We start from the raw sequence: 25,589 nt of genomic DNA on the forward strand, positions 1-25,589 counted from the left end.
CCTGCACCCTCAGGCCCGGTCGGCCACGCGCTCACCCAGCAGGCCCGACGGGCGCAGCGTCAGCACGATGGCCAGCACGATGAAAGCAAAAATGTCGGAGTACTGGCTGCCCAAAAAGCCGCCGGTCAGCGGCCCCAGGTAGCCCGCGCCCAGCGACTCGATCAGCCCCAACGCCACACCGCCCACGACCGCACCGGCCAGGTTGCCGATGCCGCCAAACACCGCCGCCACGAACGCCTTGAGGCCGGGCATGAAGCCCATCGAGTGCTGCACGGTGCCGTAGTTGGACGCCCACATGATGCCGGCGATGGCCGCCAGCATCGCGCCGATGACGAACGTGGCCGAAATCACCACGTCGGGCTTGATGCCCATCAGCGCCGCGACGCGTGGGTTTTCGGCGGTGGCGCGCATCGCGCGGCCCAGGTTGGTCTTGTTGACGATGTACATCAGCAGCGACAGCACGATGGCCGTGGTGGCCAGGATCGTGACCTGCGTGGGCGAAATCACCGCGCCGCCCAGGTTGAACGGCTCGCTGGGCAGCAGCGTCGGGTACGACTTGGGCGCCGGCTTCCAGATGATCATCGCCAGGGTCTGGATCAGGATGCTCATGCCGATCGCGGTGATCAGCGGCGCCAGGCGGGGCGAGTTGCGCAGCGGCCGGTAGGCCAGCTTTTCGATGCTGAAGTTGAGCAGCGCGCACACCACCATCGAGATCAACGCCGCCAGCGCCAGCAGCATCCAGCCAGGCATGCCGGGCATGGCGTCGCGTGCCCAGGTGATGATGGTCCAGCTGGTCAGCGCGCCCACCATCAAAACGTCACCATGGGCGAAGTTGATCAGCCCGATGATGCCGTAGACCATCGTGTAGCCGAGTGCGACCAGCGCGTACATGCTGCCCAGCACCAGCCCGTTGATGATCTGCTGAAGCAAAACATCCATGAGAGCTCTCCGTTGTGAGGAACCTCCAACCCGGTGGCTCCTGGCCCATCGGGTTAGCAAAAAACCCGCCAGGGCAGGCCGTGTTGCGGCCGGAGGCGGGTTGAAGTGGCGGGATTGTAGCCAAGCCACCTGGGCGCCACCGTGCTGGTTTGCCCTAGGTGACGGGCGGCGGCCTCAGGGTTTTCCCGAATATTGACCCCCGCTGCGTGGGAGGCAACACGCGCCCATCAACGCACCAGCGTTTGCATTAGCTTGGCTGATGATCGTCGGCGCGTCGTGACCCGCCGGACGCGCGCGCCTCGGCGTTGCGGCGTCGCAGCTCGGCCAAACGCTCGCCAATGCGCAGCTCCAGCCCGCGCGGCACCGGCTCGTACAGGCGTACCTCGTCCATGCCATCGGGGAAGTAGCGCTCGCCCGCGGCAAAGGCGTCGGGCTCGTCGTGCGCGTAGCGGTAGCCACGGCCGTGGTCCAGCGCCTTCATCAGCGCGGTGGGCGCATTGCGCAGGTGCAACGGCACCGGCCGGGTGCCTTCGCGCGCCACCAAGGTGCGCGCCGCCTTGTACGCGGTGTACACGGCGTTGCTCTTGGGCGCCACGGCCAGGTACACCACCGCCTGCGCCAGCGCCAGCTCACCTTCGGGGCTGCCCAGGCGCTCGTACACCTCGGCGGCGTCCAGCGCCAGCCGCAGCGCGCGCGGGTCGGCCAAGCCGATATCTTCGGTGGCCATGCGGATGAGGCGCCGGGCCACGTAGCGCGGGTCGGCGCCGCCGTCGAGCATGCGCACCAACCAGTACAGCGCGGCGTCGGGGTCGGAGCCACGCACGCTCTTGTGCAGCGCGCTGATGGTGTCGTAAAACTGGTCGCCGCCTTTGTCGTAGCGGCGCAGCCGTTCACCCAGCGTGGTCAGCAGCCAGGCATCATCGACATGGCCGCGCCCCTGCGCACGCGCCGCCACAGCCACCGTTTCCAGGGTGTTGAGCAGCCGGCGCGCATCGCCGTCGGCGTAGGCCGCCAGCCGCTGGCGCGCCGCTGGGTCCAGCGCCGGCACCTCGCCCGTGGCCAGCGCGCGGTCGATCAGGGTTTGCAGGTCGCCCTCGGTCAGCGGTTGCAGCACGTACACGGTGGCGCGCGACAGCAACGCCGCGTTGACCTCGAAGCTGGGGTTTTCGGTGGTGGCGCCCACGAACGTGAACAGGCCGCTTTCGACGTGCGGCAAAAAAGCGTCTTGCTGCGCCTTGTTGAAGCGGTGCACCTCGTCCACGAACACGAGGGTGGGCTGGGGGTGCAGTCCGCTGCGCGCCGCTTCGGCCTGCTGCACGGCGTCGCGGATCTCTTTGACGCCGCCCAGCACCGCGCTGATGGCGATGAACTGCGCGTCGAAGGCCTGCGCCATCAGGCGCGCCAGGGTCGTCTTGCCCACGCCCGGCGGCCCCCACAGGATGCAGCTGTGCGGCCGGCCGCTTTCAAACGCCAGGCGCAGCGGCATGCCCGGCCCCAGCAGGTGGGTCTGGCCAATGACGTCGTCCAGCGAGCGTGGCCGCAGCCGTTCGGCCAAGGGAACGTGCAACGTGGCTGCCATGCCGCCATTGTCACGCAACAGGGTGCGCGGCGGCGCCACCCCGCTCACGGGCGCAACACCTCGGCCCCCGGCGGCGGCTGAAAACGAAACGCCGCCGCGGTCAACCCCTGCGTGCGCCACGGGCCAAAGCGCAGCTCCGAGCGCTGGCCCAAGCCATCGAGCACGTCCAGCGCGACCAGGGCGCCGTCGCGCCAACCGATGGCCATGCGTTGGATCTGACCTTCGCGGCTTTTGGGCGTGACCTCCACCCAGGCCAGACCGTCGCGCGGCTCGCCTTCGCTGAGCGTGAACACCTGGCGCACCGCGCGCAGGTCGGCGGCGCTGGCCAGCAACGCCGCCGGGGTGTTGGCCAGCGCCTGCGCTTGGGCACGGGCGCTCACCTGGTTGAGGTCGGGGTCCCACAGCCACAGGGTTTGGCCGTCGGCCACGATGAGCTGCTCGAACGGTTGGGTGTAGTGCAGGCGAAAGCGGTCGGGGCGCAGAAAGCTGAACTCGCCGCGGCTCGTGCGCACGCGCGCCGGCTCGCCCTGCCGGGGCGGGGCGGTGACGGTTTGCGTGAACGTCGCCTGGCCCTGGCGGACGTTGACGACAAAAGCTTCGAACTGAGCCAAGCCGGTGGCTTGGCCCCGGGCGCCGGTGAAGGCATGGGCCCCGAGGATCCCCCCTAAGGCGCACAAAACGTGTCGGCGTTGCATGATGGTTGGTGGTTCAGACCGGCGCGACGGTTCCCGGTGAGCGGCGCGCCTGCCTCATTCGGGACGGGCGGCCACCAGGATGTCGCGCTGGCCGCTGGCGGTCAACGCGCTCACCAGCCCCGCTTTTTCCATGTCCTCCAGCAGCCGCGCGGCGCGGTTGTAGCCGATTTTGAGCTTGCGTTGCACGTAGCTGATGCTGGCTTTGCGGTCTTGCAACACGATGGCCACCGCCTGGTCGTACAGTGGGTCCTTTTCGCCACCGCCATCGCCGTCGGTGACGCCGTCCAGCGCGGCACCCTCGCCGGCTGCGGGCTCCAGCACATCGTCAACGTAGTCCGGCTCGCCGTAGCGCTCTTTGAGAAAGGCCACCACGCGGTGCACCTCGTCATCGCTGACGAAGGCCCCGTGCACCCGGGTAGGCAGCCCAGCCCCCGCGGGCAGGTACAACATGTCGCCCATGCCCAGCAGCGCCTCGGCCCCCATCTGGTCCAGGATGGTGCGGCTGTCGATGCGGCTGCTGACCTGGAAGCTGATGCGCGTGGGGATGTTGGCCTTGATCAGCCCGGTGATGACATCGACGCTGGGGCGCTGGGTGGCCAGGATCAGGTGGATGCCCGCGGCGCGCGCCTTTTGCGCCAGGCGGGCGATCAACTCCTCGATTTTTTTGCCCACCACCATCATCAGGTCGGCCAGCTCGTCGATGACGACCACGATGTAGGGCAGGCGCTGCAGGGGCTCGGGCGCTTCGGGCGTCAGGCTGAACGGGTTGGGTATCGACTCGCCGCGCGCGGCGGCCTCGTCGATCTTGGCGTTGTAGCCGGCCAGGTTGCGCACGCCCAGCTTGCTCATCAGGCGGTAGCGGCGCTCCATCTCGGCCACGCACCAGTTCAGGCCGTTGGCGGCCTGCTTCATGTCGGTCACCACCGGCGCGATCAGGTGCGGGATGCCCTCGTAGACGCTGAGCTCCAGCATCTTGGGGTCGATCAGCAGCAGGCGCACGTCCTTGGGCTCGGCCTTGTACAGCAGGCTCAGGATCATCGCGTTGATGCCGACCGACTTGCCCGAGCCGGTGGTGCCCGCCACCAGGCAGTGCGGCATCTTGGCCAGGTCCGCCACCACCGGATGACCGGCGATGTCCTTGCCCAGCCCCAGTGTCAGCAGGCTTTTGGCCTCGTGGTAAACCTGCGACCCGAGGATTTCGCTCAGGTGGATGGTCTGGCGCCGTGCGTTGGGCAGCTCCAGCGCCATCAGGCTTTTGCCCGGGATGGTCTCAATGACCCGGATCGACACCAGCGACAGCGAACGCGCCAAGTCCTTGGCCAGGTTGACGATCTGCGAGCCCTTGACGCCGGTGGCCGGCTCGATTTCGTAGCGGGTGATGACCGGGCCGGGCTGCGCGGCCACCACCTGCACCTCGACGCCAAAGTCGGCCAGCTTTTTTTCGATCAGGCGGCTGGTCATCTCCAGCGTTTCGGGCGCCACGGTGCTGGTCTGGCGCGGCGCGGGGTCCAGCAGGTCCAGCCGCGGCAACGGCGATTCGCCTTCGGCGAACAGGGCCTGCTGGCGCTCCTTGACCACGCGGGGGCTGGGCACGACCTCGGCAGCCGCCGCTTCGATGTGCAACCGGGGGGCCACGGGTGCCGCCTGCGGGGGCGACGGCGCGGGCGCCTCGCCGCTGGGGTCTGCCTCGGCCGGCTCGCTCGCGCACGCCGGGCGCGGCGGCGCCGCCATCGCCAAGCCCGGCTCTTCGCGCGCAGCGGGCGCGCGCGCCGCCACCGCGCCACCGCGCTCGCGCGCCGCGCGCTGGCCGATGCGGGCGTCCTCGCTCGCTTCGCGGCGCTGGCGCCAGCGCATCCAGGCGCGCTCCAGCGCCGCCCCGATGGCCTCGGTCAACCCCGCCCACGAAAAGCGCAACGCCACCGAGGCGCACGCCGCCCCCAGCGTCAGCGGCACCAGCACCGAGCCCACGTCCCCCAGCCAGCGCAGCGCCAACGGCCCCAGCATCGCCCCCAGCACCCCACCGGCGATGTGTCCGGGCAGCCACGCGTCCCAGCGGTACAACCGTGTCCATTCCAGCACCGCGCTGGCGGCCAGCAGCCCCAGCAGCGCCGCCCAGCGGCCCGCGGCGCGCCACACCGCCGCCGGCTGCGGCCCCGCTGGATCGATGGTGACGCTGCCGCGCAGCCAGCGCGCCAACGCCGCCAGCCACACCCGCAACCCGGCCAGCACCAACCACCACACCGACGCGCCGAACAACGCGTAGCCCAGGTCGGCGATCCACGCGCCCACCCCCCCGGCCCAGTTGCGGTAGCCCACCCCGGTGCCCGACGTGGTCCAGGCCGGGTCGGCCGGGTGGTGGCTCAGCAGCGCCACCACCACCAGGCCCAGCGCCGCCGCGCCCGCCAGCAGCGCCAGCTCGTGCGCGAAACGGCGCCAACCGCGCAGCGGCGGTGCGACCAGGTCGGCGTGAAAGGCGTTGGTGGTTCGGCTCATGCGTGCGTGACAACGTTGCAGCGCCTGCACCCGGCACAGGCAACCGCTAGCTTAGCAGGCCGCGTGGCCCCACGGACCACCCCTCCCCGCCCGGCTTCGTACAATGCCAGCCATGAGCACGACCTCTTTGCACGCCCGCGTGTTGATCTTGGGCTCCGGCCCTGCCGGTTACACCGCCGCCATTTACGCCGCCCGCGCCAACCTCAAGCCGGTGTTGATCACCGGCCTGGCCCAAGGCGGGCAACTGATGACCACCACCGAGGTGGACAACTGGCCGGCCGACGTCAACGGCGTGCAGGGGCCCGAGCTGATGCAGCGCTTTCAGCAGCACGCCGAGCGCTTCCACACCCAGATCGTCTTTGACCACATCCACACCGCCGACCTGTCCAAGCGGCCTTTCACGCTGGTGGGCGACAGCGGCACCTACACGTGCGATGCGCTGATCATCGCCACCGGGGCGTCGGCCAAATACCTGGGGCTGCCGTCGGAGCAGGCGTTCATGGGCAAGGGCGTGAGCGCCTGCGCCACCTGCGATGGGTTCTTTTACCGCGGGCAGGACGTGTGCGTCGTGGGCGGTGGCAACACGGCGGTTGAAGAAGCGCTGTACCTGGCCAACATCGCGCGCAAGGTCACGCTGATCCACCGCCGCGACACCTTCCGCGCCGAAGCCATCATGGTGGACAAGCTGATGGACAAGGTGCGCGAGGGCAAGATCGAACTCAAGCTGTGGCACGTGCTCGACGAGGTGCTGGGCGACGACTCGGGCGTCACCGGCGTGCGCATCCGCCATGTGGAGTCCGGCGCCACCGAAACGCTGGCCTTGCAAGGTGTCTTCATTGCCATCGGCCACAGCCCCAACACCCAGATCTTCCAGGGGCAGTTGGCCATGAAGGACGGCTACATCCTCACCCGCGGCGGGCACGACGGTATGGCCACGATGACCAGCGTCCCCGGCGTGTTCGCCGCCGGCGACGTGCAGGATCACGTCTACCGCCAAGCCATCACCAGCGCGGGCACGGGCTGCATGGCGGCGCTGGATGCGCAGCGCTTCCTGGAGCAGCAACCCACATGACCGTGGTCCCCGCGGCGGCGGGCGCAGCGGCCCAGCCGCCCTGCCGGTGGGCCGTCGCTCGCCACGGGTTGGACGGCCCTGTATAATGTAGGGTTTGCTGCCGCAAGGGCCGGAGCGTCGGCCATGCGCGGCAAACAGGCCGCCCGTGAGCCGGAGCCGTCCACACGCCGTGTTTCGATCGAAACCGCGTTTGCCCGATCGCATGATTTGGCACTCCACGTGTGGCAGGCGGCACAACACAGGACACGGGCGAGGTGCGGCCTGCCAGCGTTGCAACGCCAGCAGGCCGCTGGATCTTCGATTGGAGTGACCAACATCATGGCACGCGTGTGCGAAGTCACGGGCAAAAAGCCCATGGTGGGACATAACGTTTCCCACGCCAACAACAAGACCAAGCGTCGGTTCCTGCCCAACCTGCAAACCCGTCGCTTCTGGATCGAAAGCGAAAAACGCTGGGTGCGTCTGCGCGTCTCGGGTGCGGCGCTGCGCCTGATCGACAAAGTGGGCATCGAAGCGGTGCTGGCCGACCTGCGTGCCCGCGGCCAGGCCTAAACAGCACGGAACCAAGGAGTAGTCCATCATGGCTGCCAAAGGCGGACGCGAAAAAATCAAGCTGGAATCGACCGCAGGTACCGGTCACTTCTACACCACCACCAAGAACAAAAAGACGACGCCGGACAAGCTGTCGTTCATGAAGTACGACCCGGTGGCGCGCAAGCACGTCGAGTACAAAGAAGCCAAGCTGAAGTGATGCGCGGGCGGCTCGGCCGCCCGGCGCCAACGTGGCGCAGGGCTGCTCTGGCGAGGCCCTAACAAACAAACCGCCGCATCCCGTGCCGGGGTGCGGCGGTTTTTGCTTGCGGACGGTGCGCGGGCCGGCCACCCGCGCGGCCGGCCGCCCTTCTCAGGCCGCGACCAAACGTGCGGCGCGCAGCCGCTGGGCAAACTGGCGCAGCGCTTCCACGCCGCTGTGCTCGGCGCGCTGGATCCAGGCTTGCAGCTCGCGCGCCATCTGCTCGCGCGACAGGCCCGCGTCCGACCACAGGCGGCGCAGCTCTTCGCGCATCGCGTGCATCGTGGCCAGCGTGGGCGCCGCTTGCAGCAGCGTTTGCAGCCGCTCGCGCACCGGGGGCGGCACCTTGTCGGTGTCGCGGTGCAGCCAGCGGCGCGCCAGCTTCAACAGCGACTCATCCCGCACCTGCGCGCGCAGCGTCGCCCACTCGGCCTGCACGGCGGCGCGCATCTCGCGCGCGTAGCGGGCCATCACCTCATAGCGGTTGGCCACGATGGCCTCCAGCGTTTGCTCGTCGGCCACCGGCTTGACGTCACCAAAGGCCAGCTTGGGCGGCACCTTCTTGGGCCGCGCCAGCCCCAACGCCGCCAGCGCCTTGATGTACACCCACCCCAGGTCGAATTCATACGGCTTGACGGAAAACTTGGCCGACGTCGGGTAGGTGTGGTGGTTGTTGTGCAGCTCCTCGCCGCCGATGATGATGCCCCAGGGAAACACGTTGGTGCTGGCGTCGGCCGACTCGAAGTTGCGGTAACCCCAGTAGTGGCCGATGCCGTTGATGACCCCGGCAGCCCAAAACGGGATCCACGCCATCTGCACGGCCCACACCGCCAGACCTGCCGCGCCGAACAGCAGCACATCCAGGATCAACATCAGGCTGACCCCCAAGCGTGAGTGGGGCGTGTAGAGCTTGCGCTCGATCCAGTCGTCGGGCGTGCCGTGGCCGTAGCGGCGCAGCGTGTCGGCGTTGGCGGCCTCGGCGCGGTACAGCTCAGCGCCTTCCCACAGCACCTTGCGGATGCCGAACACCTGCGGGCTGTGGGGATCGCCGTCTTGCTCGCACTTGGCGTGGTGCTTGCGGTGGATGGCCGCCCACTCCTTGGTGACCATGCCGGTGGTCAGCCACAGCCAGAAACGGAAAAAGTGCGCCACCGCCGGATGCAGGTCCAGGGCGCGGTGCGCCTGGTGGCGGTGCAGGTACAGCGTGACGCTGACGATGGTGATGTGGGTCATCACCAGGGTGAACAGAACGATCTGCCACCACGAGGCTGCGGTCAGCCCCTGGGCCAAAAAGTCGACGAAGGCATTCCAGCCCGAATCCGAAAACAACATGCAAAACCTTTGCCAAAACACACCAACAAACGCCACAGCCGACCCTGCAGGCCCACTGCGACGAGATCCATTGTAGGCGCAAACGCGCCGTCGTGCGCAAGCGCAGCGTGGCTGGACACCGCATACTGTTTTTTTGTACAGTATTCGGCATGCAATCCGTGCTTCAGCGCAACGACGTGTGGCGCGCCCACCAGCTCGCCCCCCCGGCCCACCCCACCCACCCCACCGGCTGGGCAGCGCTGGACGCCGCCTTGCCCGGCGGTGGCTGGCCGCTGGGGGCGCTGGTCGAATGCAGTCACCCGGCCGGCACCTTGGCGTGGCGGCTTTGGCTGCCCGCGCTGCGCAGCGCCAGCGCCCAGGGCCAGGTGGTGCTGCTGGGCCTGCCGCTGCAACCCAACGCCGCCGCCTGGGCCGCCCACGGTATCGACACGCCACGCCTGTGGTGCGTGCACACCGACGACGACGCCCAGACCCTGTGGTGCGCCCAGCAGTTGCTGGGTTGCCCCAGCGTGGCGTTGCTGTGGCTGCACCTGCGCCACCCCACCTGGGCGGCCACCCAGCGGCTGCAACACGCGGCCCACCAGGCCCGCTGTTCCACCGACGGCGGGGGCGCTTGGCCCGCGCCGCTGGTGTTGCTCAGCGTGGCCGAGGCGCACGCTTCGCCCAGCAGCGCCGCGGTGCTGCGCCTGCACGTGCAACCCAAGGGCCCTGAGGGGCTGCTGGTGTGGGTGCGCAAGCGCCGCGGCGCACCGCGGCACCACCCGCTCGACCTCAGCGCGCCTTGGCCTTGGTGCGAATGGCTCCCCCCTACCCCGCGAAATCATGCCCCCGCCCCCGCTGTGGATCGCCTGCCTGCCCAGCCAGCCCGCGCCTGCCCAGCTTGAGCCGCCGGCCGCGCTGCTGGCCGCCCATGCCCCGGCGGTGGCGGCGCTGGAAGACGCCTGGGTGGCCGACGTGACCACGACGCTGCGGCTGCTGGGCGGCCGCGCCGCGCTGCTGCGGCGCCTGTGGCCGGCGCTGCGCAGCGCCGGCTGGGCCCGTGTTGGGGTGGCCCCCACGGCGCTGGCGGCACTGGCCGTGGCACGCACCACCCCCGCCGATGGGGGCTGGCGCGCGCTGGCGCCGCACACCTGGACCGACGAGCTGGATGCGCTGCCGGTGGCGCTGCTTGGCGCGGCGCAGCCGCACCTGACCACGCTGCATGCGCTGGGCCTGCGCACTTTGGGCGCCTTGCGCCAGCAGGAAGCGCCGGCGCTGGCCGCGCGCACCAGCCCCGACTTGGTGCAGGCGCTGCGCCAATGCTACGCGCTGGCCCCCACGGCGCTGCCGCTGTGGCAGGCGCCGCCGGTGTTCGAAGCGACGCTGGAGCTGCCCGCCCCCACCGCCGACGCCACCGCCCTGGCCTTCGCCGCGCAGCGCTTGCTGCATCAACTGCAAACCTGGCTGCAGCGGCAACGGCTGGGCGTGTTGCGCTGGGCGCTGGGCTGGCCGCCGCACGCGCCCGAAGCGCTGGTGCTGCAACACCCCACCCCGGTGCACGACGCCACCCGGCTGCAACGCTTGCTGCACGAACGGCTGGCCCGCCTGCCGCTGCCGCGGCCGGTGCAGCAACTCACCTTGCGCACGCTGCAGGTGGCCACCCACCACGCCCCCAACGACGACTGGCTGCGCGGCACCACCGCCCCGAGCGCGGTGTGCTGGGACGAAGTGCTGGAGCGCCTGCAAGCGCGCCTGGGCCCCGAGCGTGTGCACGGCCTAGCGCTGCGCGCCGCCTGGACGCCACACGCCCGCCAACGCCCGCGCGCGAGCCACGACCCCGTGGCGCCCACGCCACCGCTGCCCCCCGACAGCGCGTGGCTGCCGCCGTGGTGGCTGCCGCAGGCGCATCCCCTGGCCTGCGACGGCACGGGCCAGCCGCTGCACCGTGGCCAGCCGCTGCGCTGCCTGCTGGGGCCGTTGCGGCTGCGTGACCCCAGCGGGGCCGCGCACCTTGGCTACATCGCCACCGACGGACACGCCCGCGTGCTGTGGATCACCCGCGACGACGCCGGCGACCGCCGGTGTTGGTGGCTGCGAGGCATCTATGCCTGAACCCTCGTCCCGGCCTCAGCCGCCCCGGCCGGCGGCCACCCCGTTGATGCTGTGGGCGCAAAGCGCCTACAGCTTTGCCCAAGCCAGCGCCACGCCCGAAACCCTGGTGCAGCAGGCCCACGCCTTGGGCCACACCGCGCTGGGGTTGGCCGACGCCTGCACGCTGGGCGGCGTGGTGCGGGCCCATGTGGCCGCGCGCACCCACGGCTTGCGGCTGCTGGTGGGGGCGCATTGGCGTGTGGCCGACCCGGTTTTGCCTGGCGGTGGTTTTACGTTGGTGGCGCTGGCCATGAACCGTGTCGGCCACGGCGCCATCAGCCGCTGGATCAGCCACCTGCGCCGCCACCACACGCCCGGGTCGCCCAGCCCCCACGACCCCGAGGCTTTGCCCCTGCACGCCAGCTGGCCCCAGGTGCCGCCGCTGCCCGGCTGCGCGCTGCTGGCGCTGCCGTGGAGCTGGGCGCTGCCTCTGGCCAGCCGTTCCACGTGGACCGAGGCGCTGGACGCCTGGGCGGTGCGGCTGCGCCAGCACTTTGCCGACCGCGTTTGGCTCGGGGCCAGCGCCGACGGCTGGCTGCACGACCGCGCGTGGATCGAGCTGCTGCAGACCTGCGGCGCGCGCCACGGCCTGCCGGTGGCGGCCGCCCCAACGGTGCGCATGGCCTGCGCCGACGAGCAGGGGCTGCTGGAGGTGCTCAGCGCCGTGCGGCTGCACCGCCCCGTGGATGAACTGGGGCTGGCGTGCCCTCCCAACGCCCAGGCGCGCCTGTGGAGCGCGGCCCGCTGGCGTCAGCATTACCCGTGGACGCTGCGCGCGCAGGCGCACGCGCTGGCGGCGCGGTGCCAGTTTTCGCTCGATCAACTGCGTTACGAATACCCCCCCGAGCTGGTGCCGGCGGGCCGCACGCCCATCGGGCATCTGCGCCGTCTGGTGCAGCGCGGCGCCGCCCAACGCTACCCCCACGGCGTGCCCCCACGGGTGCAGCAACAACTCGCGCACGAACTGGCTCTGATCGCCGAACTGCGCTACGAGCACTACTTCCTGACCGTGCACGACATCGTGTCGTTTGCACGCCAGCGCGGCATCCTGTGCCAGGGGCGTGGCTCGGCGGCCAATTCCGCGGTGTGCTACTGCCTGGGCATCACCGAAGTGGACCCGGCGCGCGGCCACACGCTGTTCGAGCGCTTCATCAGCCGCGCGCGCGCCGAACCGCCCGACATCGACGTCGATTTCGAGCATCAGCGCCGCGAAGAGGTCATCCAGTACCTGTACCAGCGCTACGGCCGCCAGCGCGCCGCCCTGGCCGCCAGCGTCATCACGTGGCAGCCCGCCAGCGCCGTGCGGGCCGTGGGGCGGGCGCTGGGGCTGGCGCCGTCGGCGATCGACCGGCTGGCGCGTTGGTGCCGGCGCCGTCCGCCGGCGCAGCTCACCGCCGAGCACCTGGCCGACGCCGGGCTGGCCGCCGACGACCCCGTGGTGCAGCGTGCCCTGGCCCTGGCGCAGCAACTGCTGGCGCTGCCGCGCCACCGCAGCCAGCACCCTGGCGGCTTCGTGCTGGGGCGCCGGGCGCTGGACTTGAGCGTGCCGGTGGTGCCGGCGGCGATGGACGGCCGTACCCTCGTCGAGTGGGACAAGGACGACCTGGACGCGCTGGGCATGCTGAAGGTGGACGTGCTGGCGCTGGGCATGCTCAGCGCCCTCAGCGGTGCGCTGCGCCTGGTCAGCCAGTGGCGCGGCCGCCCGATGACGCTGGCCGACATCCCTCCGCACGACCCCGCCACCTACGCGATGATCCAACGCGCCGACACCGTGGGGGTGTTCCAAATCGAAAGCCGCGCGCAGATGAGCATGTTGCCGCGGCTGCGCCCGGCGTGCTTTTACGACCTGGTGGTGCAGGTGGCCATCGTGCGCCCTGGCCCGATCCAGGGCGGCATGGTGCACCCTTACCTGGCCGCGCGGGAGCGCCAACGCCGCGGCCTGCCGGTGCGGCATCTGCACCCGCAGCTGGCGCCGGCGCTGCAACGCACGCTGGGCGTGCCGATTTTTCAGGAGCAGGTGATGCAACTGGCCATGCTGGCCGCCGGCTTCAGCGCCGAAGAGGCCGACGCGCTGCGCCGCGCGATGGGCGCGTGGCGCCGCCGCGGCGACCTGCAGCCGCTGCAGCAGCGGCTGCGCGACGGCATGGCGGCGCGTGGCTACGCGGCCGACTTCATCGAGCGCATCGTGCAGCAAATCCAGGGCTTTGGCGAATATGGCTTTCCGGAAAGCCACGCCGCCAGCTTTGCGCTGCTGGCCTACGCCAGCGCGTGGCTCAAATGCCACGAGCCAGCCGCGTTCGTGGCCGCGCTGCTCAACGCCCAACCGATGGGTTTTTACGGCCCAGCGCAACTGGTGCAGGATGCACGCCGCCACGGCGTGCAGGTGCGTCCGGTGGACGTGCTGCACAGCGCATGGGATTGCACGCTGGAGCCCCCCGACCCCATGCCCAGCGCCGGCGCGCCAGCGGCGCAGCCGCCCCAGCCCGCGGTGCGGCTGGGGTTGCGGCTCGTGCGTGGGCTGGGGCCGCAGGCAGCGGCGCGCATCGTGGCGGCGCGCGCGCACGCCGCCTTTGTCAGTGTGGACGACGTGGCCGAGCGCGCCCGCCTGAGCCGTGCGCAACTGCAGGCGCTGGCCCAGGCCGACGCCTTGGCCAGCCTGGCTGGCCCACGCCGCCAGCAGTGGTGGCACGCCAGCGCCTGGCAGCCACCGTTGGCGCTGCCGGCGCACGCGCCGTCCCAACCCGCTACCGCCGAGCCTGCGGCGCCGCTGCCAGCGGCCACGTTGGCCGAGGACGTGTGGGCCGACTACGACGCGCTGGGCCTGAGCCTGCGCGCCCACCCGCTGGCGCTGCTGCGCCCTCGCTTACCGCCGCACACCCGCGCCGCCGACGCCGCCAGCCGCCCCCATGGGGCGTGGCTGCGTGTGGCCGGGCTGGTCACGGCACGCCAGCGCCCTGCCACCGCGCGCGGCACCCTGTTCATCACGCTGGAAGACGACAGTGGCAGCGTGCAGATCATCGTGCGCGCCGCGCTGGCCGAGCGCACCGAGGCCATCTGGCGCCATGCGCGCTTGCTGCTGGTGCGCGGGCGCTGGCAACGCCAAGGGCAGCCCCCGCACACGGTGACCCATTTGCTGGCGCACGAACTGCTGGACGCCAGCGACTTGCTGGGCCACCTGAACAGCGCGAGCCACGATTTCCACTGAACGGCGCGTCCCCCCGGGAACCCGGTTACGGCCAACCGTGCGGGCGCACCAAGCCGACCACCACACCCTCGATGACCAACGGCTCGTCGGGCCTGACGATGATGTCCGCCACCTCGGGATGGGCAGCCTGCAGACGCCACCCCTGGCCATGGCGCTGCAGCCGCTTGACCGTCACGTCCTCGCCCAGCCGGGCCACGACGATTTGGCCGGGCCGCGCCTCACGCACGGCCTGCACCGCCACCAGGTCGCCGTCGTGGATACCGGCGTCGCGCATCGACCAGCCGCGCACGCGCAGCAGGTAGTCGGGCCGGCGGGCAAACCAGCGCGCATCGGCCGGGTACACCGCCTCGACGTGCTCCTGCGCCAGGATCGGCGAACCCGCCGCCACCCGCCCCACCAGCGGCAGTTGCAACACATCCTGCGCCGGGGCGTGCGCCAACTGGATGCCCCGCGCGCTGCCGTCGCGCAACGCCAGCACGCCCTTGCGTTGCAGCGCGCGCAAGTGCGCTTGGGCCGCGTTGGGCGAGCGAAACCCAAACGCCTGCGCGATTTCGGCGCGCGTCGGCGGCGCGCCGTGCGCCTGCACACAGCGCTCGATAAAGTCCAACACCTCGCGCTGGCGCGCCGTCAAGCCGTCGGCGCGACCATCCAAAGCGTGCCCGCCGCGGCGGGGGCGATGCTCGGCTGCCATGGCGGCACTTTAGCAGCCCTCAGCCCGGCGGGTCATCCCCCGGTGGGCGGCGCCGACGCGCCTGACGCTCGGCTTGGCGCTGCGCCTCGGCCGCGCGCGCGGCGGCCATCCAGGCTTCGAACGCCGGGGGCGTCTCCAGCGTGATGCGGCCCAGCGCCCCGCTGCGCAGGTCGGCCAGCACCACCTCGCCGGCTTTGTGGCCATCGATGCGTCCGCCGGGCAGCAGTGCGCCGCGCTTGCGCCCGATGGCCGCCAGCAGCTCATGCGCCGGCAGCGCCGCCACCGCGTCCGCGCCCGTGCCGAGCCGGTAGCGCTGCGCCAGTTGGGTCGGGTAGGCCTGTTGCAGGTAGCGCAACAGCTCCAGCGCCACCGCCTCCTCGTCGTAGGCGTTGCGCCCGATGGCGCCGCTGGCGGCCAGCCGCCAGCCTGACTCCGGCGCCACAATTTTGGGCCACAACAACCCAGGGGTGTCGTACAGGTAGACGTCGTCGGCCAGCGCCACGCGCTGTTCGTGGCGGGTCACCCCTGGCTCGTCGGCAGCGCGCGCCACGCGGCGCCCCAGCAGCGTGTTGAGCAGCGTGGACTTGCCCACGTTGGGGATGCCCGCGATCAGCACCCGCAACGGCTTGGCCATGCCGCCGCGCTGCGGCGCCAAACGGCGGCATTCGGCCACCAGCAAGCGCGCCAGCCCCGGCTGCTGCGCCTGCAGCGCCAGCGCGCGCGTGCCGGGCTGCGCGCCGTAGTGCGCCAACCACTCGGCGGTGCGCGCCGGGTCGGCCAAATCCTCTTTGTTGAGCACCTTGAGCGTCGGTTTGGCGCCGATGAGCTGCGCCAACAGTGGGTTGGCGCTGGAGCCGGGCAAGCGTGCATCGAGCAGCTCGATCACCACGTCGGTGGTGGAGAGCCGCTCGGCCAGCGCCTTGCGCGTGGCGTGCATGTGTCCGGGAAACCATTGAATCGCCATCGCCGTGCCCCAGGCTCAAGCGTGCGTGTGCAGCCAGTGCTGCAGCTCGGCCACCGAATGGACCACCGCCAGCGGCGCGTGCGCGGCCAGCTCGTCGTGGGCGTGCGCCCCGTAATTGACGGCCAACGCGGCGCACCCCGCGTTGCGCGCCAGCAGCAGGTCGTGCGTGGTGTCGCCGATCATCAACGTGCGCTCGGGCGGCGTGCCCAGTTCGTCCATGAGTTCCAGCAGCATTTGCGGGTGGGGCTTGCTGGCGGTCTCGTCGGCGGTGCGGGTGGCGTCGAACAGGCCGTGCAGCGCCACCGACTGCAGGGCCGCGTCCAGCCCGCGGCGGCTTTTGCCGGTGGCCACGCCCAAGCGGTGCCCACGCGCGCGCAAGCCGTGCAGCAGCGGCAGCACCCCTTCGAACAGCGTGACTTCGTGCTGGCGCGCAAACCAATGGTACTGGTAGCGCCGCACCAGCTCGGCGTGGCGCTGCGGTGGCACGTCGGGGGCGGCGTGCGCCAACGCCTGCTGCAGCCCCATGCCGATCACCCACGCCGCGCGCTCGCGCGGCGGCTCACGTCCACCCACGTCACGCACCGCGGCCTGGATGCACTGCACGATCAGCGCCGTCGAATCGAACAGCGTGCCATCCCAGTCGAACACGATCAAGTCGAAGCGGCGCGGCGCGGCGGTTGGTGCAGGGTGGTCCATCGGTGTTGACAACGACAAAAAAGGCGCATGGCGCGCCTTCAGGCGGCTGGCCCGGCGGGCCAGCCATGCTCGCACAGCGGACGGGACGTCAGCGCGCGATGCGGTATTGTTCCAGATCGCCACCGGCGGCCAGGATCTGGCGCACCCATTCCGGCTTGCGACCGGGGCCGCCCGACCAGGTTTCGCCGTTGGGGCCGCGGTATTTGGGTTCGGCCTTGCTGCGGCTGGCACGGCGACGGCCGCGTGCACCGCCGGCCAATTCTTCCGCCGTGATGCCGTATTCGGCCATTTTGGCGCGCAGCTCGGCGATCACACCAGCACGCTCTTGCTGGCGCATCTCTTCGGCCTGACGCAACAGGGCTTCGGCTTGGGCTTTGAGTTCGGCGTACGTAGGCATGTTCGACGTTCCTGTTTGCTGATGTTGTAAAAGTCGGTTTTGCCATGCTTGGCATGCGTGGCGCGCGTATTCTAAACAAAAAACCGCGCCACGTCACCCCAACGCAGCAATTCCGGCGGCAGCGGCGCCGTCAACGACAATAGCCGATCTTCGACCGGATGGCGAATCTGCAACTGCCACGCATGCAAAAACATGCGCTGCAAACCACAGCGCGCCAGCGACCGGTTCCAGGCGAAATCGCCGTATTTATCATCGCCCGCGATCGGGTGGCCGGCGTGCGCCAGATGCACCCGAATCTGGTGCGTGCGGCCGGTTTTGATCGTGACGGCCAACAGCGTCATTGGCCCGATCGAGGCGCCGTCCGCCGGCGGCTGCACCGGCCCCAACACCCGCACCAACGACAACGCGGGTTGCGCCTGCGGGTCGTCGGCCGTCGTGACCCGCACGCGGCGCTCGCCGTCGGGCAGCAGGTATTTGTGCAGCGGCGCATCGATCACCTTGCGCGCCGCCGGCCACACGCCGCGCACCAGCGCGAGGTAGGTTTTGCCCGTGCTGCGGGCTCGGAACTGGTCCTGCAACGCCTTGAGCGCGCTGCGCTTTTTGGCCACCAGCAGCACCCCGCTGGTTTCGCGGTCGAGCCGGTGCACCAGCTCCAGCAGCGGCGCCTGGGGCCGCGCGCGCCGCAACTGCTCGATCACCCCAAACGACACCCCACTGCCGCCGTGCACCGCCACGCCGGCCGGCTTGTCGATGGCCAGCAGCCACGCGTCCTCGTACAGCAGCGCAAATTCGCGCGGCGGCACGGCGGGTGCGGGTGGCTGCGCGGGCAGGCGCAACGGCGGCACCCGCACCACGTCGCCCGCGCTCAGGCGCGTGTCGGCGTGCGCACGGGCTTTGTTGACACGCACCTCGCCGCTGCGAATGATGCGGTAAATCAGGGACTTTGGCGCCCCTTTGAGTTCGCGCAACAAATAGTTGTCCAGGCGCTGACCGGCCGACTCGGCGTCGACCGTCCAGTGGCGCACGGTGGCGGCTTCGTTCATGCGTGGCGGCTCGGGTCGGCAGGGGCAAGGGGGCACGCGCGGCCTGGCTGCGCCGCCCACCCACTTGCCCCGTATAATGTGATGGCCTGATCGGGCGCCCTTGGGCGCGCCTACAGCGTTGGGGCTGCGAGTGTACGCCACGCTGCCGCCCTCATTGAGCCCGACCCAGGCAAAGCGCGCCGATGTGTTCGCCCGCGCGCGCAGGTGCCCACAGGACAGCGTTGGCCATGATGCACCGCGCTCTGTGTGGCGCTTGCCCGGCGGCGAACGAACCGATGCCTTTTGCAGCGAACCCGTACGGAATACCCCCAACGTGCAGCCTTCGTACCATCAGGCTGCACGCGGACACCAGTGACCCACGTGACGAGTGCCCCGTGATCGACTACGGCCCGTCCCCAACGCTCACCGTGCTCCACGCGCCCACGCCGTGGCGCGTCTGCTGCGCCCTGCCCCGCCGTCGGCGGGGCATCGCCTGACGCTGCGCCCAACGGCTCTCCGGCAATTCCCAGTCGTTCGCTCGATCGGCCCCCGGTTCGCGGCTGACCCGGCGCCCTGATGCAGGGCGCGTTTGTCATCGTGATCGAGAAACGGACGACACCATGAAACGCATGTTGATCAACGCCACGCAGGCCGAAGAGCGCCGCCTGGCGATCGTGGACGGGCAAAAACTGCTCGACTACGAAGTCGAAATCGAAGGGCGCGAGCAGCGCAAGGGCAATATCTACAAGGCGGTGGTGACGCGCGTCGAGCCTTCGCTGGAGGCCTGCTTCGTCGACTACGGCGAAGACCGCCACGGCTTTTTGCCGTTCAAGGAAATCTCCAAACAGTATTTTCAGGGCAACGTGCCGCCGTCGCAGGCACGCATCCAGGACGTCATCAAGGAAGGCCAGGAACTGCTGGTGCAGGTGGAAAAGGAAGAGCGCGGCAACAAAGGCGCGGCGCTGACCACCTTCATCAGCCTGGCGGGGCGCTACGTGGTGTTGATGCCCAACAACCCGCGCGGCGGAGGGGTCAGCCGCCGCATCGAAGGCGAAGACCGCGCCGAACTCAAGGCCACGCTGGACAAACTCGAATACCCCAGTGGCATGAGCATCATCGCGCGCACCGCCGGCATTGGGCGCGAAGCCGCTGAACTGCAGTGGGACTTGAACTACCTGCTCAAACTGTGGAACGCCATCGAAGGCGCGGCCAAGGCGCTGAGCAAGCCGGAGCTGATTTACCAGGAATCGACGCTGGTCATTCGCGCCATCCGCGACTACTTCAACAGCGACATCGGCGAAATCCTCATCGACACCGACGACATTTACGAGCAGGCGCGCGGCTTCATGTCGCACGTGATGCCCGAGTACGTCAACCGCGTCAAGCGCTACCGTGACAACGCGCCGCTGTTTTCGCGCTTCCAGATCGAGCACCAGATCGAGACCGCCTACAGCCGCACGGTGACGCTGCCGTCGGGCGGGGCCATCGTCATCGACCAAACCGAGGCGCTGGTGGCCATCGACGTCAACTCGGCGCGCGCGATCAAGGGCGGCGACATCGAGGAGACCGCGCTGCGCACCAACCTGGAAGCGGCTGACGAAGTGGCGCGCCAGGCCCGCCTGCGCGACCTGGGGGGCCTGATCGTCATCGACTTCATCGACATGGAAGACAGCAAAAACCGTCGTGAAGTCGAAAACCGCCTGCGCGAAGCGCTCAAGCAGGACCGCGCGCGCGTGCAGTTTGCCCCGATCAGCAAATTTGGCCTGTTGGAGATGAGCCGCCAGCGCCTGCGCCCGACGCTGTCCGAGGGCGCCTCGATCCCCTGCCCGCGCTGCGGCGGCTCGGGCCACATCCGCGACACCGAATCCTCGGCACTGCAAATCCTGCGCGTCATTCAGGAAGAATCGCTCAAGGACAACACCGCCGCGGTGCTGGTGCAGGTGCCGGTGGACGTGGCCAGCTTCCTGCTCAACGAAAAGCGGGTCGAAATCACCAAAATCGAGCTCAAGCAACGCATCAGCGTGCTGCTGGTGCCCAACAAGTCGCTGGAGACGCCCAACTACAAACTCGAGCGGCTCAAGCACGATGACCCGCGGCTGGACAACCTGGACGCCAGCTACAAGCTGGCCGACATCGTCGAGGACGTGGCGCTGGTGACGCGCCGCAGCCAGGAGCGCACCAACCGCCAGGAGCCGATCATCAAGGGGGTGCTGCCCGACACGCCCGCGCCGGTGGCCACGCCCAAGCCGCAGCCCGCGCCCATGGCGCCTGCGGCCCCGATCCCGGCCGCTGTGGCCGCCCCCGCCCCGATCGCCGCGGCGGCCCAGACCGACAAAGGCTTCTTTGCCTGGTTGCGCCGCCTGTTCGGCCTGCAACTGCCGCCGACAGCCCCCCAGCCGACACCCCCCCGCACACAGGCCGCGCCCACGCCCGCCGTTGACGCTGCGCCCACGGGCGCCACGGCCGCCGGCGCGGACGAGCGCCGTGGCCGCAACCGGCGTGGTGGACGCCACGGCGACCGACCGCCGCGTTCCGAAGGCGACGGGGTGGGTGCGCGACCCGAGCGCGCTCCCCGCACCCCGGCGGCGGCGCGCGGCGACGCCGCAGACGCGCCGCGCACGGCGGCCACGCCCACCCCCGCGGAGGCTGAAGCCAACGCCCCCGCACGGCGCGAACGCCCCGCACGCCCCCACCGGCCCGAGCGTGCGCCGGCGGCTGCGGCGCCCGACACCGACGGCGTGACCGGCGCGCCATCCGACGCCACGGCCGGCGCCCCCGGCAGCGATGCCGCGCCGCCAGCCGAGGGCGCGCCCGCCGAGCGCAGCCGCGAGCGGCGCCGCCGCGGACGCCGCGGACGCGGGGCGGACAACCAGACCGAGGCCGTTGGCGAGCCCAGCGCCGCCACGCCGGACAGCCCGCAGCCGGCACCGACGCCGCCGCGGCCGGACGACGCCGACGCACCCGTGACCGAGGCAACGTCCACCCCTGACGCGACGGGCCAAGGGGCCGACGGTGCACCGCGCGAACGCCGCAGCCGCGACCGCTACGGCCGCCAGCGCGAGCGCCGCGACACCACGGGCGCAGAGGCCACCCCGGCCGCCGCAGCGCCCGCCGACCAGGAAGAGCGCCAGATGGACCGCGAGCCGCCGGCCAACCCCACGCCGCGCCGGTCGTACTTCGCGCCGGTGGCGCAGGCGGTCGAACCCACGGCGCCGGCCGTGACGTCAACCGACGCCGAGGGTGCCGAGGCCGCCGCGCCGGCTGTGGTCGAGACGACCCACCCGCCCGCGCCTATGGCGGCGACGACCGAAGCCGCGGCGGCGGGCGCCACCGCCGAGCCCGCGCCCGAGCCGGCGCCGATGCCGCAAGCCACGGTGCAGCCGCCCGCCGCGACAGCGGCCAACCGCTACGCGCTGCCGGTGGACGAGCTGGCGCGCTTGGCCGCCGAGGCGGGGCTGCAGTGGGTGCAATCCGACCCCGAGCGGGTGGCCGCGGCGCAGGCTGCGATCGCGGCTGAGCCGCCGCCCGCGCGCGTGCCGCGCGAGCGTCCACCGGCGCCCGCGTTGGACGAAGGCCCGCTGGTGCTGGTGGAAACCCAACGTGACTTGCGCACGATGCGCTTCCCATTCGACACCCAGGCTTGAGCGCCCCGCCGCGCCCGCGCGCGGTGTTGATGCACGTCAACACCGCGCCGGCACCGTCCGGCCTAAGCTACGCGAATCATGAGCACCACCGACACCTTTCCCGACGTGCCGCCGCTGGAGTGGAGCGCGCAGCTGGCCACCGGCGACGCCCGCATGGACGCCACGCACGAGGAATTTGTGCAGCAGCTGGCCGCCTTGCGCGCCCTGCCGCCCGAAGCGCAACTCGAGCCGTACCGTGCGCTGATCGCCCACACCGAAGCGCACTTTGCGCGCGAAGAGCGCTGGATGGTCGCGGTGGGCTTTGCCGCCGACAACTGCCATGCGCGCCACCACGCCGAAATCCTGGACATGATGCGCAAGGTCGAACAGCACCATCTGGAGGGCGACACCGACATCATCGGCCGCATGGCCGCTGCGCTGGCCGAGTGGTTTCCGATGCACGCCCAAACGATGGACGCGGGGTTGGCGCTGCACATGCGCCAGGTGGGGTTCGATTCCAGCACCGAAACCCTGGCCGACCCCAGCCGGGTGCGCCCCGCCACGATGAGCGGCTGCGGCAGCGTGCACTGCAGCTGAGGCACCCAACTTGCCGGCTTGCCACGCAGGCCACGGCGGTTTTTCACAACCACCGGTCACGTTTTCAACAGCACGCGACGCCGCCTGGCGCTACGATGGGCCACCCCACAGCACGAGGAGGCCACGAGCGTCATGACCGTCATCACCTGCATCGAGGATCTGCGCCGGCTGGCGCAGCGGCGTGTGCCGCGCATGTTTTACGACTACGCCGACAGCGGCGCCTGGACTGAGAGCACCTACCGCGCCAACGAACAGGACTTTCAACCGATCCGGCTGCGCCAGCGTGTGGCCGTGCCGATGGAGCCGCGCAGCACCCGCACCACGATGGTGGGCCAGCCCGTGGCCATGCCGGTGGCGCTGGCCCCCACGGGCCTGACCGGCATGCAGCATGCCGACGGCGAGATTCTGGCCGCACGCGCGGCGCGCGCCTTTGGGGTGCCGTTCACGTTGTCGACGATGAGCATTTGCTCGATCGAGGACGTGGCCGAGCACGCCGGGCGTGGCTTTTGGTTCCAGCTGTACGTGATGCGCGACCGCGACTTCGTCGCGCGCCTGATCGACCGTGCCAAGGCCGCCGGCTGTGGCGCGCTGGTGCTGACGCTGGACCTGCAAATCCTCGGCCAGCGCCACAAGGACCTGAAAAACGGCCTGTCCGCGCCGCCCAAGCCGACGCTGGCCAACCTGATCAACCTGGCCACCAAACCGCGTTGGTGCTGGAACATGCTGCGCACGCCGCGGCGCCAGTTTGGCAACATCGTCGGCCACGTCAAGGGCGTGGACGACATGAGCAGCCTGTCCGCCTGGACGCAGCAGCAGTTCGACCCTACGCTCAACTGGCGCGATGTCGAATGGATCAAAAACCGCTGGGGTGGCAAGCTGATCCTCAAAGGCATCATGGACCCGATCGACGCGCGCCTGGCGGTGCAAAGCGGGGCCGACGCTATTGTCGTCAGCAACCACGGCGGCCGCCAGTTGGACGGCGCGGAGTCGGCCATCCGCGCGCTGCCGCGCATCGTCGACGCGGTGGGCGGCCAGATCGAAATCCACATGGACAGCGGCATCCGCAGCGGCCAGGACGTGCTCAAAGCGCGGGCGCTGGGCGCGCGCGGCACCTACATCGGGCGAGCCTTCTTGTACGGGTTGGGCGCGATGGGCGAAGCCGGCGTGACCAAGGCGCTGCAGATCATCCACCGCGAGCTCGAGCTGACGATGGCGTTCACCGGCCACACCGACATCGAAACGGTGGACCGCTCGGTGCTGGTCGAAGGCACCTACCCCACCGCCTGAACGACCAAGGCGCCCATCGGGCGCCTTGGCTCGGCAGGGGCGCCACGGCACGGGGCCGTGGCGCGGCGTCGGTCACAGCACCACGCCAGGGTTGTTTTCCATGCCGATCAGCTTGGGCTGGTTGAGCTTCATGCGCCCAATGACCTTCTTGTCGCGCAGGTACTTGCCCACCACGTCCCAGATTGGCTCGGCGGTGCCCTGCACCCCCTCCTGCACCGAGGCCCAGCCGGCGACCTTGTACTTCTTGTCGGCGTCCATCGGCTTGCCGCGGATCATCAGGTTTTGGATGCGCTTGCCCATCGGCGCGGCCGGCTCGATCGTGTACTCGATGCCACCGACACGCACCATGTCGCCGCCCTGCTGGTAGTACGGGTCGGGGTTGAACAGGTTGTCGGCGATATCTTCCATGATCTCCTTGATCTGCGCGCCGGTGAACTCGTTGAGCGTCGTCGTCGGGTAGGTGATGGCCATCTGGTCCATCATGCGCTCGTAGGTGATGACGTCGCCCGGCAGCAGGCTGGTGCCCCAACGCACCCCCGGCGAGAACGCCGCGTCGGCGCCCTTGACTTCCATCAGCGCCTCGCAGATGAGCTGGTCCCAGGTGCCGTTGAAGTTGCCGCGACGGTACAGCACGCCCTCGGTGACGGCCAGCTTTTCTTCCAGCTTGGCCTTGTACGGCGCACGCACCTTGTCGATGTAGGCGGCCATCTCGGCGTCGGCCGGCAGCAGGTTGGCGAACACCGGCAGCAGACGGTATTGGTAGCCCTGCACCTTGCCGCCACGCACGTCGAAGTCCAGCACGCCCAAAAACTTGCCGTTGGAGCCGGCGTTGGTCACGAGGGTTTGCCCGCCGCCGTTCTTGACGATGACCGGCGCGGGCATGCCGTCGTGCGTGTGCCCGCCCAGAATGGCGTCGATGCCGCGCACGCGCGAGGCCATCTTGATGTCGACGTCCATGCCGTTGTGCGACAACACCACGACCACCTGCGCCCCCTTGGCGCGCACCTCGTCGACCATTTTCTGCATGTGGTCGTCGCGGATGCCAAAGGTCCAGTCCGGCACCATGTAGCGCGGGTTGGCGATCGGGGTGTACGGGAACGCCTGCCCAATGACCGCCACCGGCACGCCGTTTTGTTCTTTGATGACGTAGGGCTCGAAGACGAGCTCCTCGAAGTCGGCCGTCTTGACGTTGTGGGCGACGAAGTCGATGTGCCCTTTGAAATCCTTTTCGACGATTTCCTTGACGCGCTGAGCCCCGAAGGTGAACTCCCAGTGCGGGGTCATGATGTTGACGCCCAAGAGCTTGCAGGCATCCACCATGTCTTGCGCGTTGGTCCACAGCGACGTGGCCGAGCCCTGCCAGGTGTCGCCGCCGTCGCACAGCAACGCGTGCGGCCGGCTGGCCTTGAGCATCTTGACCAGCGTGCGCAGGTGCGCAAAGCCGCCCACTTTGCCGTAGGTCTTGGCGGCGCGCTCGAAGTTCAGGTAGGTGAACGCATGCGCCGCCGCGGTGCCGGGCTTGATGTTGAAATACTTGAGCAGGTGCTCACCCACGATGTGGGGCGCGCGCCCAAACGCTTCACCCAGGCCGATGTTGACGTTGGGTTCGCGGAAGTAAATCGGCATCAGCTGCGCGTGGCAGTCGGTGAAGTGCAAAAAGCTCACGTTGCCGAACTTGGGCACGTGGTACAGGCGCTCACCCGCGCCGGGTTTGGCCGCCAGCGCATCTTCCGACGCGATGGCCATGCCCGACGCGCTGGCCACGGCCAGCACCTGCAAAAACTCTCGACGGCTAAAACTCATGGGTTGCGACTCCTGGATCGTGCGGCGCCCCACGGTGGGCCGCGCCGCTTCAACACAAAGGGGCCAGTGCGCCACCTCGAGATGGTGCTGTCTGACCCCTGAAGAAGGGCTGCCTGCGCCGCCGCGGTGTGGGCGGACACGGTGCGCAGCCCTTGACGTGTCACCGCGCCGCCGTCAGGCGATGGTGGCTTCGTCGGTGCGGGACTCGCCCTTGTTGTCGGTCCACTTGACCACCACCTTGTCGCCCTTGGCCCCACCCTTGAACTTGAAG

21 protein-coding genes are annotated in these 25,589 nt (G+C 70.1%); 9 read left to right on the plus strand and 12 right to left on the minus strand.

Annotated features, from left to right (window positions below):
* Positions 1–9 precede the first annotated feature (9 nt).
* From EDC36_RS11960 to EDC36_RS11975, 4 genes are all read right to left on the minus strand, one after another.
* Complete coding sequence (locus tag EDC36_RS11960) at positions 10–939, minus strand: branched-chain amino acid ABC transporter permease (RefSeq protein ID WP_132963496.1); 930 nt, start codon at positions 937–939, stop codon at positions 10–12.
* 247 nt (positions 940–1,186) lie between these two features.
* On the minus strand, positions 1,187–2,518 hold the full coding sequence (locus tag EDC36_RS11965; protein ID WP_132963497.1) for a replication-associated recombination protein A: 1,332 nt from the start codon (positions 2,516–2,518) through the stop codon (positions 1,187–1,189).
* A gap of 44 nt (positions 2,519–2,562) precedes the next feature.
* Complete coding sequence (gene lolA, locus EDC36_RS11970; RefSeq protein ID WP_132963498.1) at positions 2,563–3,213, minus strand: outer membrane lipoprotein periplasmic chaperone LolA; 651 nt, start codon at positions 3,211–3,213, stop codon at positions 2,563–2,565.
* Positions 3,214–3,267: 54 nt separating this feature from the next.
* Positions 3,268–5,706 (minus strand): DNA translocase FtsK, encoded by a 2,439-nt coding sequence (locus EDC36_RS11975; RefSeq protein WP_132963499.1) that lies wholly within the window; start codon positions 5,704–5,706, stop codon positions 3,268–3,270.
* Between the two features lie 112 nt (positions 5,707–5,818).
* Between EDC36_RS11975 and trxB the strand changes: the two genes are divergently transcribed.
* The 3 genes from trxB to rpmG all read left to right on the plus strand — a co-directional run bounded on the left by trxB (position 5,819) and on the right by rpmG (position 7,529).
* Entirely contained in the window at positions 5,819–6,778 is a 960-nt protein-coding gene (trxB, locus tag EDC36_RS11980; RefSeq protein WP_132963500.1) for a thioredoxin-disulfide reductase, read from the plus strand.
* A 318-nt stretch (positions 6,779–7,096) separates the two neighbouring features.
* A complete protein-coding gene (gene rpmB, locus EDC36_RS11985) occupies positions 7,097–7,330 on the plus strand; it encodes a 50S ribosomal protein L28 (RefSeq protein ID WP_132963501.1) in 234 nt (77 codons plus the stop codon).
* A gap of 28 nt (positions 7,331–7,358) precedes the next feature.
* A complete protein-coding gene (gene rpmG, locus EDC36_RS11990; protein WP_132963502.1) occupies positions 7,359–7,529 on the plus strand; it encodes a 50S ribosomal protein L33 in 171 nt (56 codons plus the stop codon).
* 153 nt (positions 7,530–7,682) lie between these two features.
* Here rpmG and EDC36_RS11995 read toward each other — a convergent pair whose 3' ends face one another.
* Positions 7,683–8,903 (minus strand): DesA family fatty acid desaturase, encoded by a 1,221-nt coding sequence (locus EDC36_RS11995; RefSeq protein ID WP_132963503.1) that lies wholly within the window; start codon positions 8,901–8,903, stop codon positions 7,683–7,685.
* A 149-nt stretch (positions 8,904–9,052) separates the two neighbouring features.
* Between EDC36_RS11995 and EDC36_RS12000 the strand changes: the two genes are divergently transcribed.
* Genes EDC36_RS12000 through EDC36_RS12010 form a run of 3 tightly spaced genes read left to right on the plus strand, consistent with a single transcriptional unit; the run spans position 9,053 to position 14,238 of the window.
* The gene (locus tag EDC36_RS12000; RefSeq protein WP_132963504.1) at positions 9,053–9,787 is read left to right on the plus strand and encodes an SOS cell division inhibitor SulA; all 735 of its coding nucleotides are present in this window, start codon (positions 9,053–9,055) and stop codon (positions 9,785–9,787) included.
* A complete protein-coding gene (locus tag EDC36_RS12005; RefSeq protein WP_132963505.1) occupies positions 9,726–10,994 on the plus strand; it encodes a DNA polymerase Y subunit UmuC family protein in 1,269 nt (422 codons plus the stop codon). Before EDC36_RS12000 ends, EDC36_RS12005 begins: the two co-directional genes overlap by 62 nt.
* Entirely contained in the window at positions 10,987–14,238 is a 3,252-nt protein-coding gene (locus EDC36_RS12010; protein ID WP_279388355.1) for an error-prone DNA polymerase, read from the plus strand. The genes EDC36_RS12005 and EDC36_RS12010 overlap by 8 nt, the downstream gene beginning before the upstream one ends.
* A gap of 25 nt (positions 14,239–14,263) precedes the next feature.
* On the opposite strand, the gene lexA is transcribed toward EDC36_RS12010, so the two are convergent.
* The 5 genes from lexA to EDC36_RS12035 all read right to left on the minus strand — a co-directional run bounded on the left by lexA (position 14,264) and on the right by EDC36_RS12035 (position 18,029).
* The gene (gene lexA / locus EDC36_RS12015) at positions 14,264–14,929 is read right to left on the minus strand and encodes a transcriptional repressor LexA (protein WP_132963506.1); all 666 of its coding nucleotides are present in this window, start codon (positions 14,927–14,929) and stop codon (positions 14,264–14,266) included.
* A 19-nt stretch (positions 14,930–14,948) separates the two neighbouring features.
* Entirely contained in the window at positions 14,949–15,893 is a 945-nt protein-coding gene (gene ylqF / locus EDC36_RS12020; protein ID WP_132963507.1) for a ribosome biogenesis GTPase YlqF, read from the minus strand.
* 15 nt (positions 15,894–15,908) lie between these two features.
* The gene (locus EDC36_RS12025) at positions 15,909–16,589 is read right to left on the minus strand and encodes an HAD family hydrolase (protein ID WP_132963508.1); all 681 of its coding nucleotides are present in this window, start codon (positions 16,587–16,589) and stop codon (positions 15,909–15,911) included.
* 88 nt (positions 16,590–16,677) lie between these two features.
* On the minus strand, positions 16,678–16,986 hold the full coding sequence (locus EDC36_RS12030; RefSeq protein WP_132963509.1) for an H-NS histone family protein: 309 nt from the start codon (positions 16,984–16,986) through the stop codon (positions 16,678–16,680).
* A gap of 71 nt (positions 16,987–17,057) precedes the next feature.
* Positions 17,058–18,029 carry an RluA family pseudouridine synthase gene (locus tag EDC36_RS12035; RefSeq protein ID WP_132963510.1) on the minus strand — a complete coding sequence of 324 codons (972 nt, stop codon included), beginning with the start codon at positions 18,027–18,029 and terminating at the stop codon, positions 17,058–17,060.
* A gap of 599 nt (positions 18,030–18,628) precedes the next feature.
* Here EDC36_RS12035 and EDC36_RS12040 point away from each other — a divergent pair.
* The 3 genes from EDC36_RS12040 to EDC36_RS12050 all read left to right on the plus strand — a co-directional run bounded on the left by EDC36_RS12040 (position 18,629) and on the right by EDC36_RS12050 (position 23,515).
* Positions 18,629–21,652, plus strand: coding sequence for an Rne/Rng family ribonuclease (locus EDC36_RS12040; protein WP_132963511.1), 3,024 nt, complete (start codon positions 18,629–18,631; stop codon positions 21,650–21,652).
* A 78-nt stretch (positions 21,653–21,730) separates the two neighbouring features.
* The gene (locus tag EDC36_RS12045) at positions 21,731–22,228 is read left to right on the plus strand and encodes a hemerythrin domain-containing protein (RefSeq protein WP_132963512.1); all 498 of its coding nucleotides are present in this window, start codon (positions 21,731–21,733) and stop codon (positions 22,226–22,228) included.
* 132 nt (positions 22,229–22,360) lie between these two features.
* Positions 22,361–23,515 (plus strand): alpha-hydroxy acid oxidase, encoded by a 1,155-nt coding sequence (locus tag EDC36_RS12050; protein ID WP_132963513.1) that lies wholly within the window; start codon positions 22,361–22,363, stop codon positions 23,513–23,515.
* Positions 23,516–23,587: 72 nt separating this feature from the next.
* Here the strand turns inward: EDC36_RS12050 and soxB are convergent, their stop codons facing one another.
* A complete protein-coding gene (soxB, locus tag EDC36_RS12055) occupies positions 23,588–25,318 on the minus strand; it encodes a thiosulfohydrolase SoxB (RefSeq protein ID WP_132963514.1) in 1,731 nt (576 codons plus the stop codon).
* A gap of 174 nt (positions 25,319–25,492) precedes the next feature.
* On the minus strand, positions 25,493–25,589 hold a 97-nt coding region (locus EDC36_RS12060; protein ID WP_207895080.1), incomplete at its 5' end, for a thiosulfate oxidation carrier complex protein SoxZ.

This window comes from Tepidimonas ignava (assembly GCF_004342625.1).
GTDB lineage: Bacteria > Pseudomonadota > Gammaproteobacteria > Burkholderiales > Burkholderiaceae_C > Tepidimonas > Tepidimonas ignava.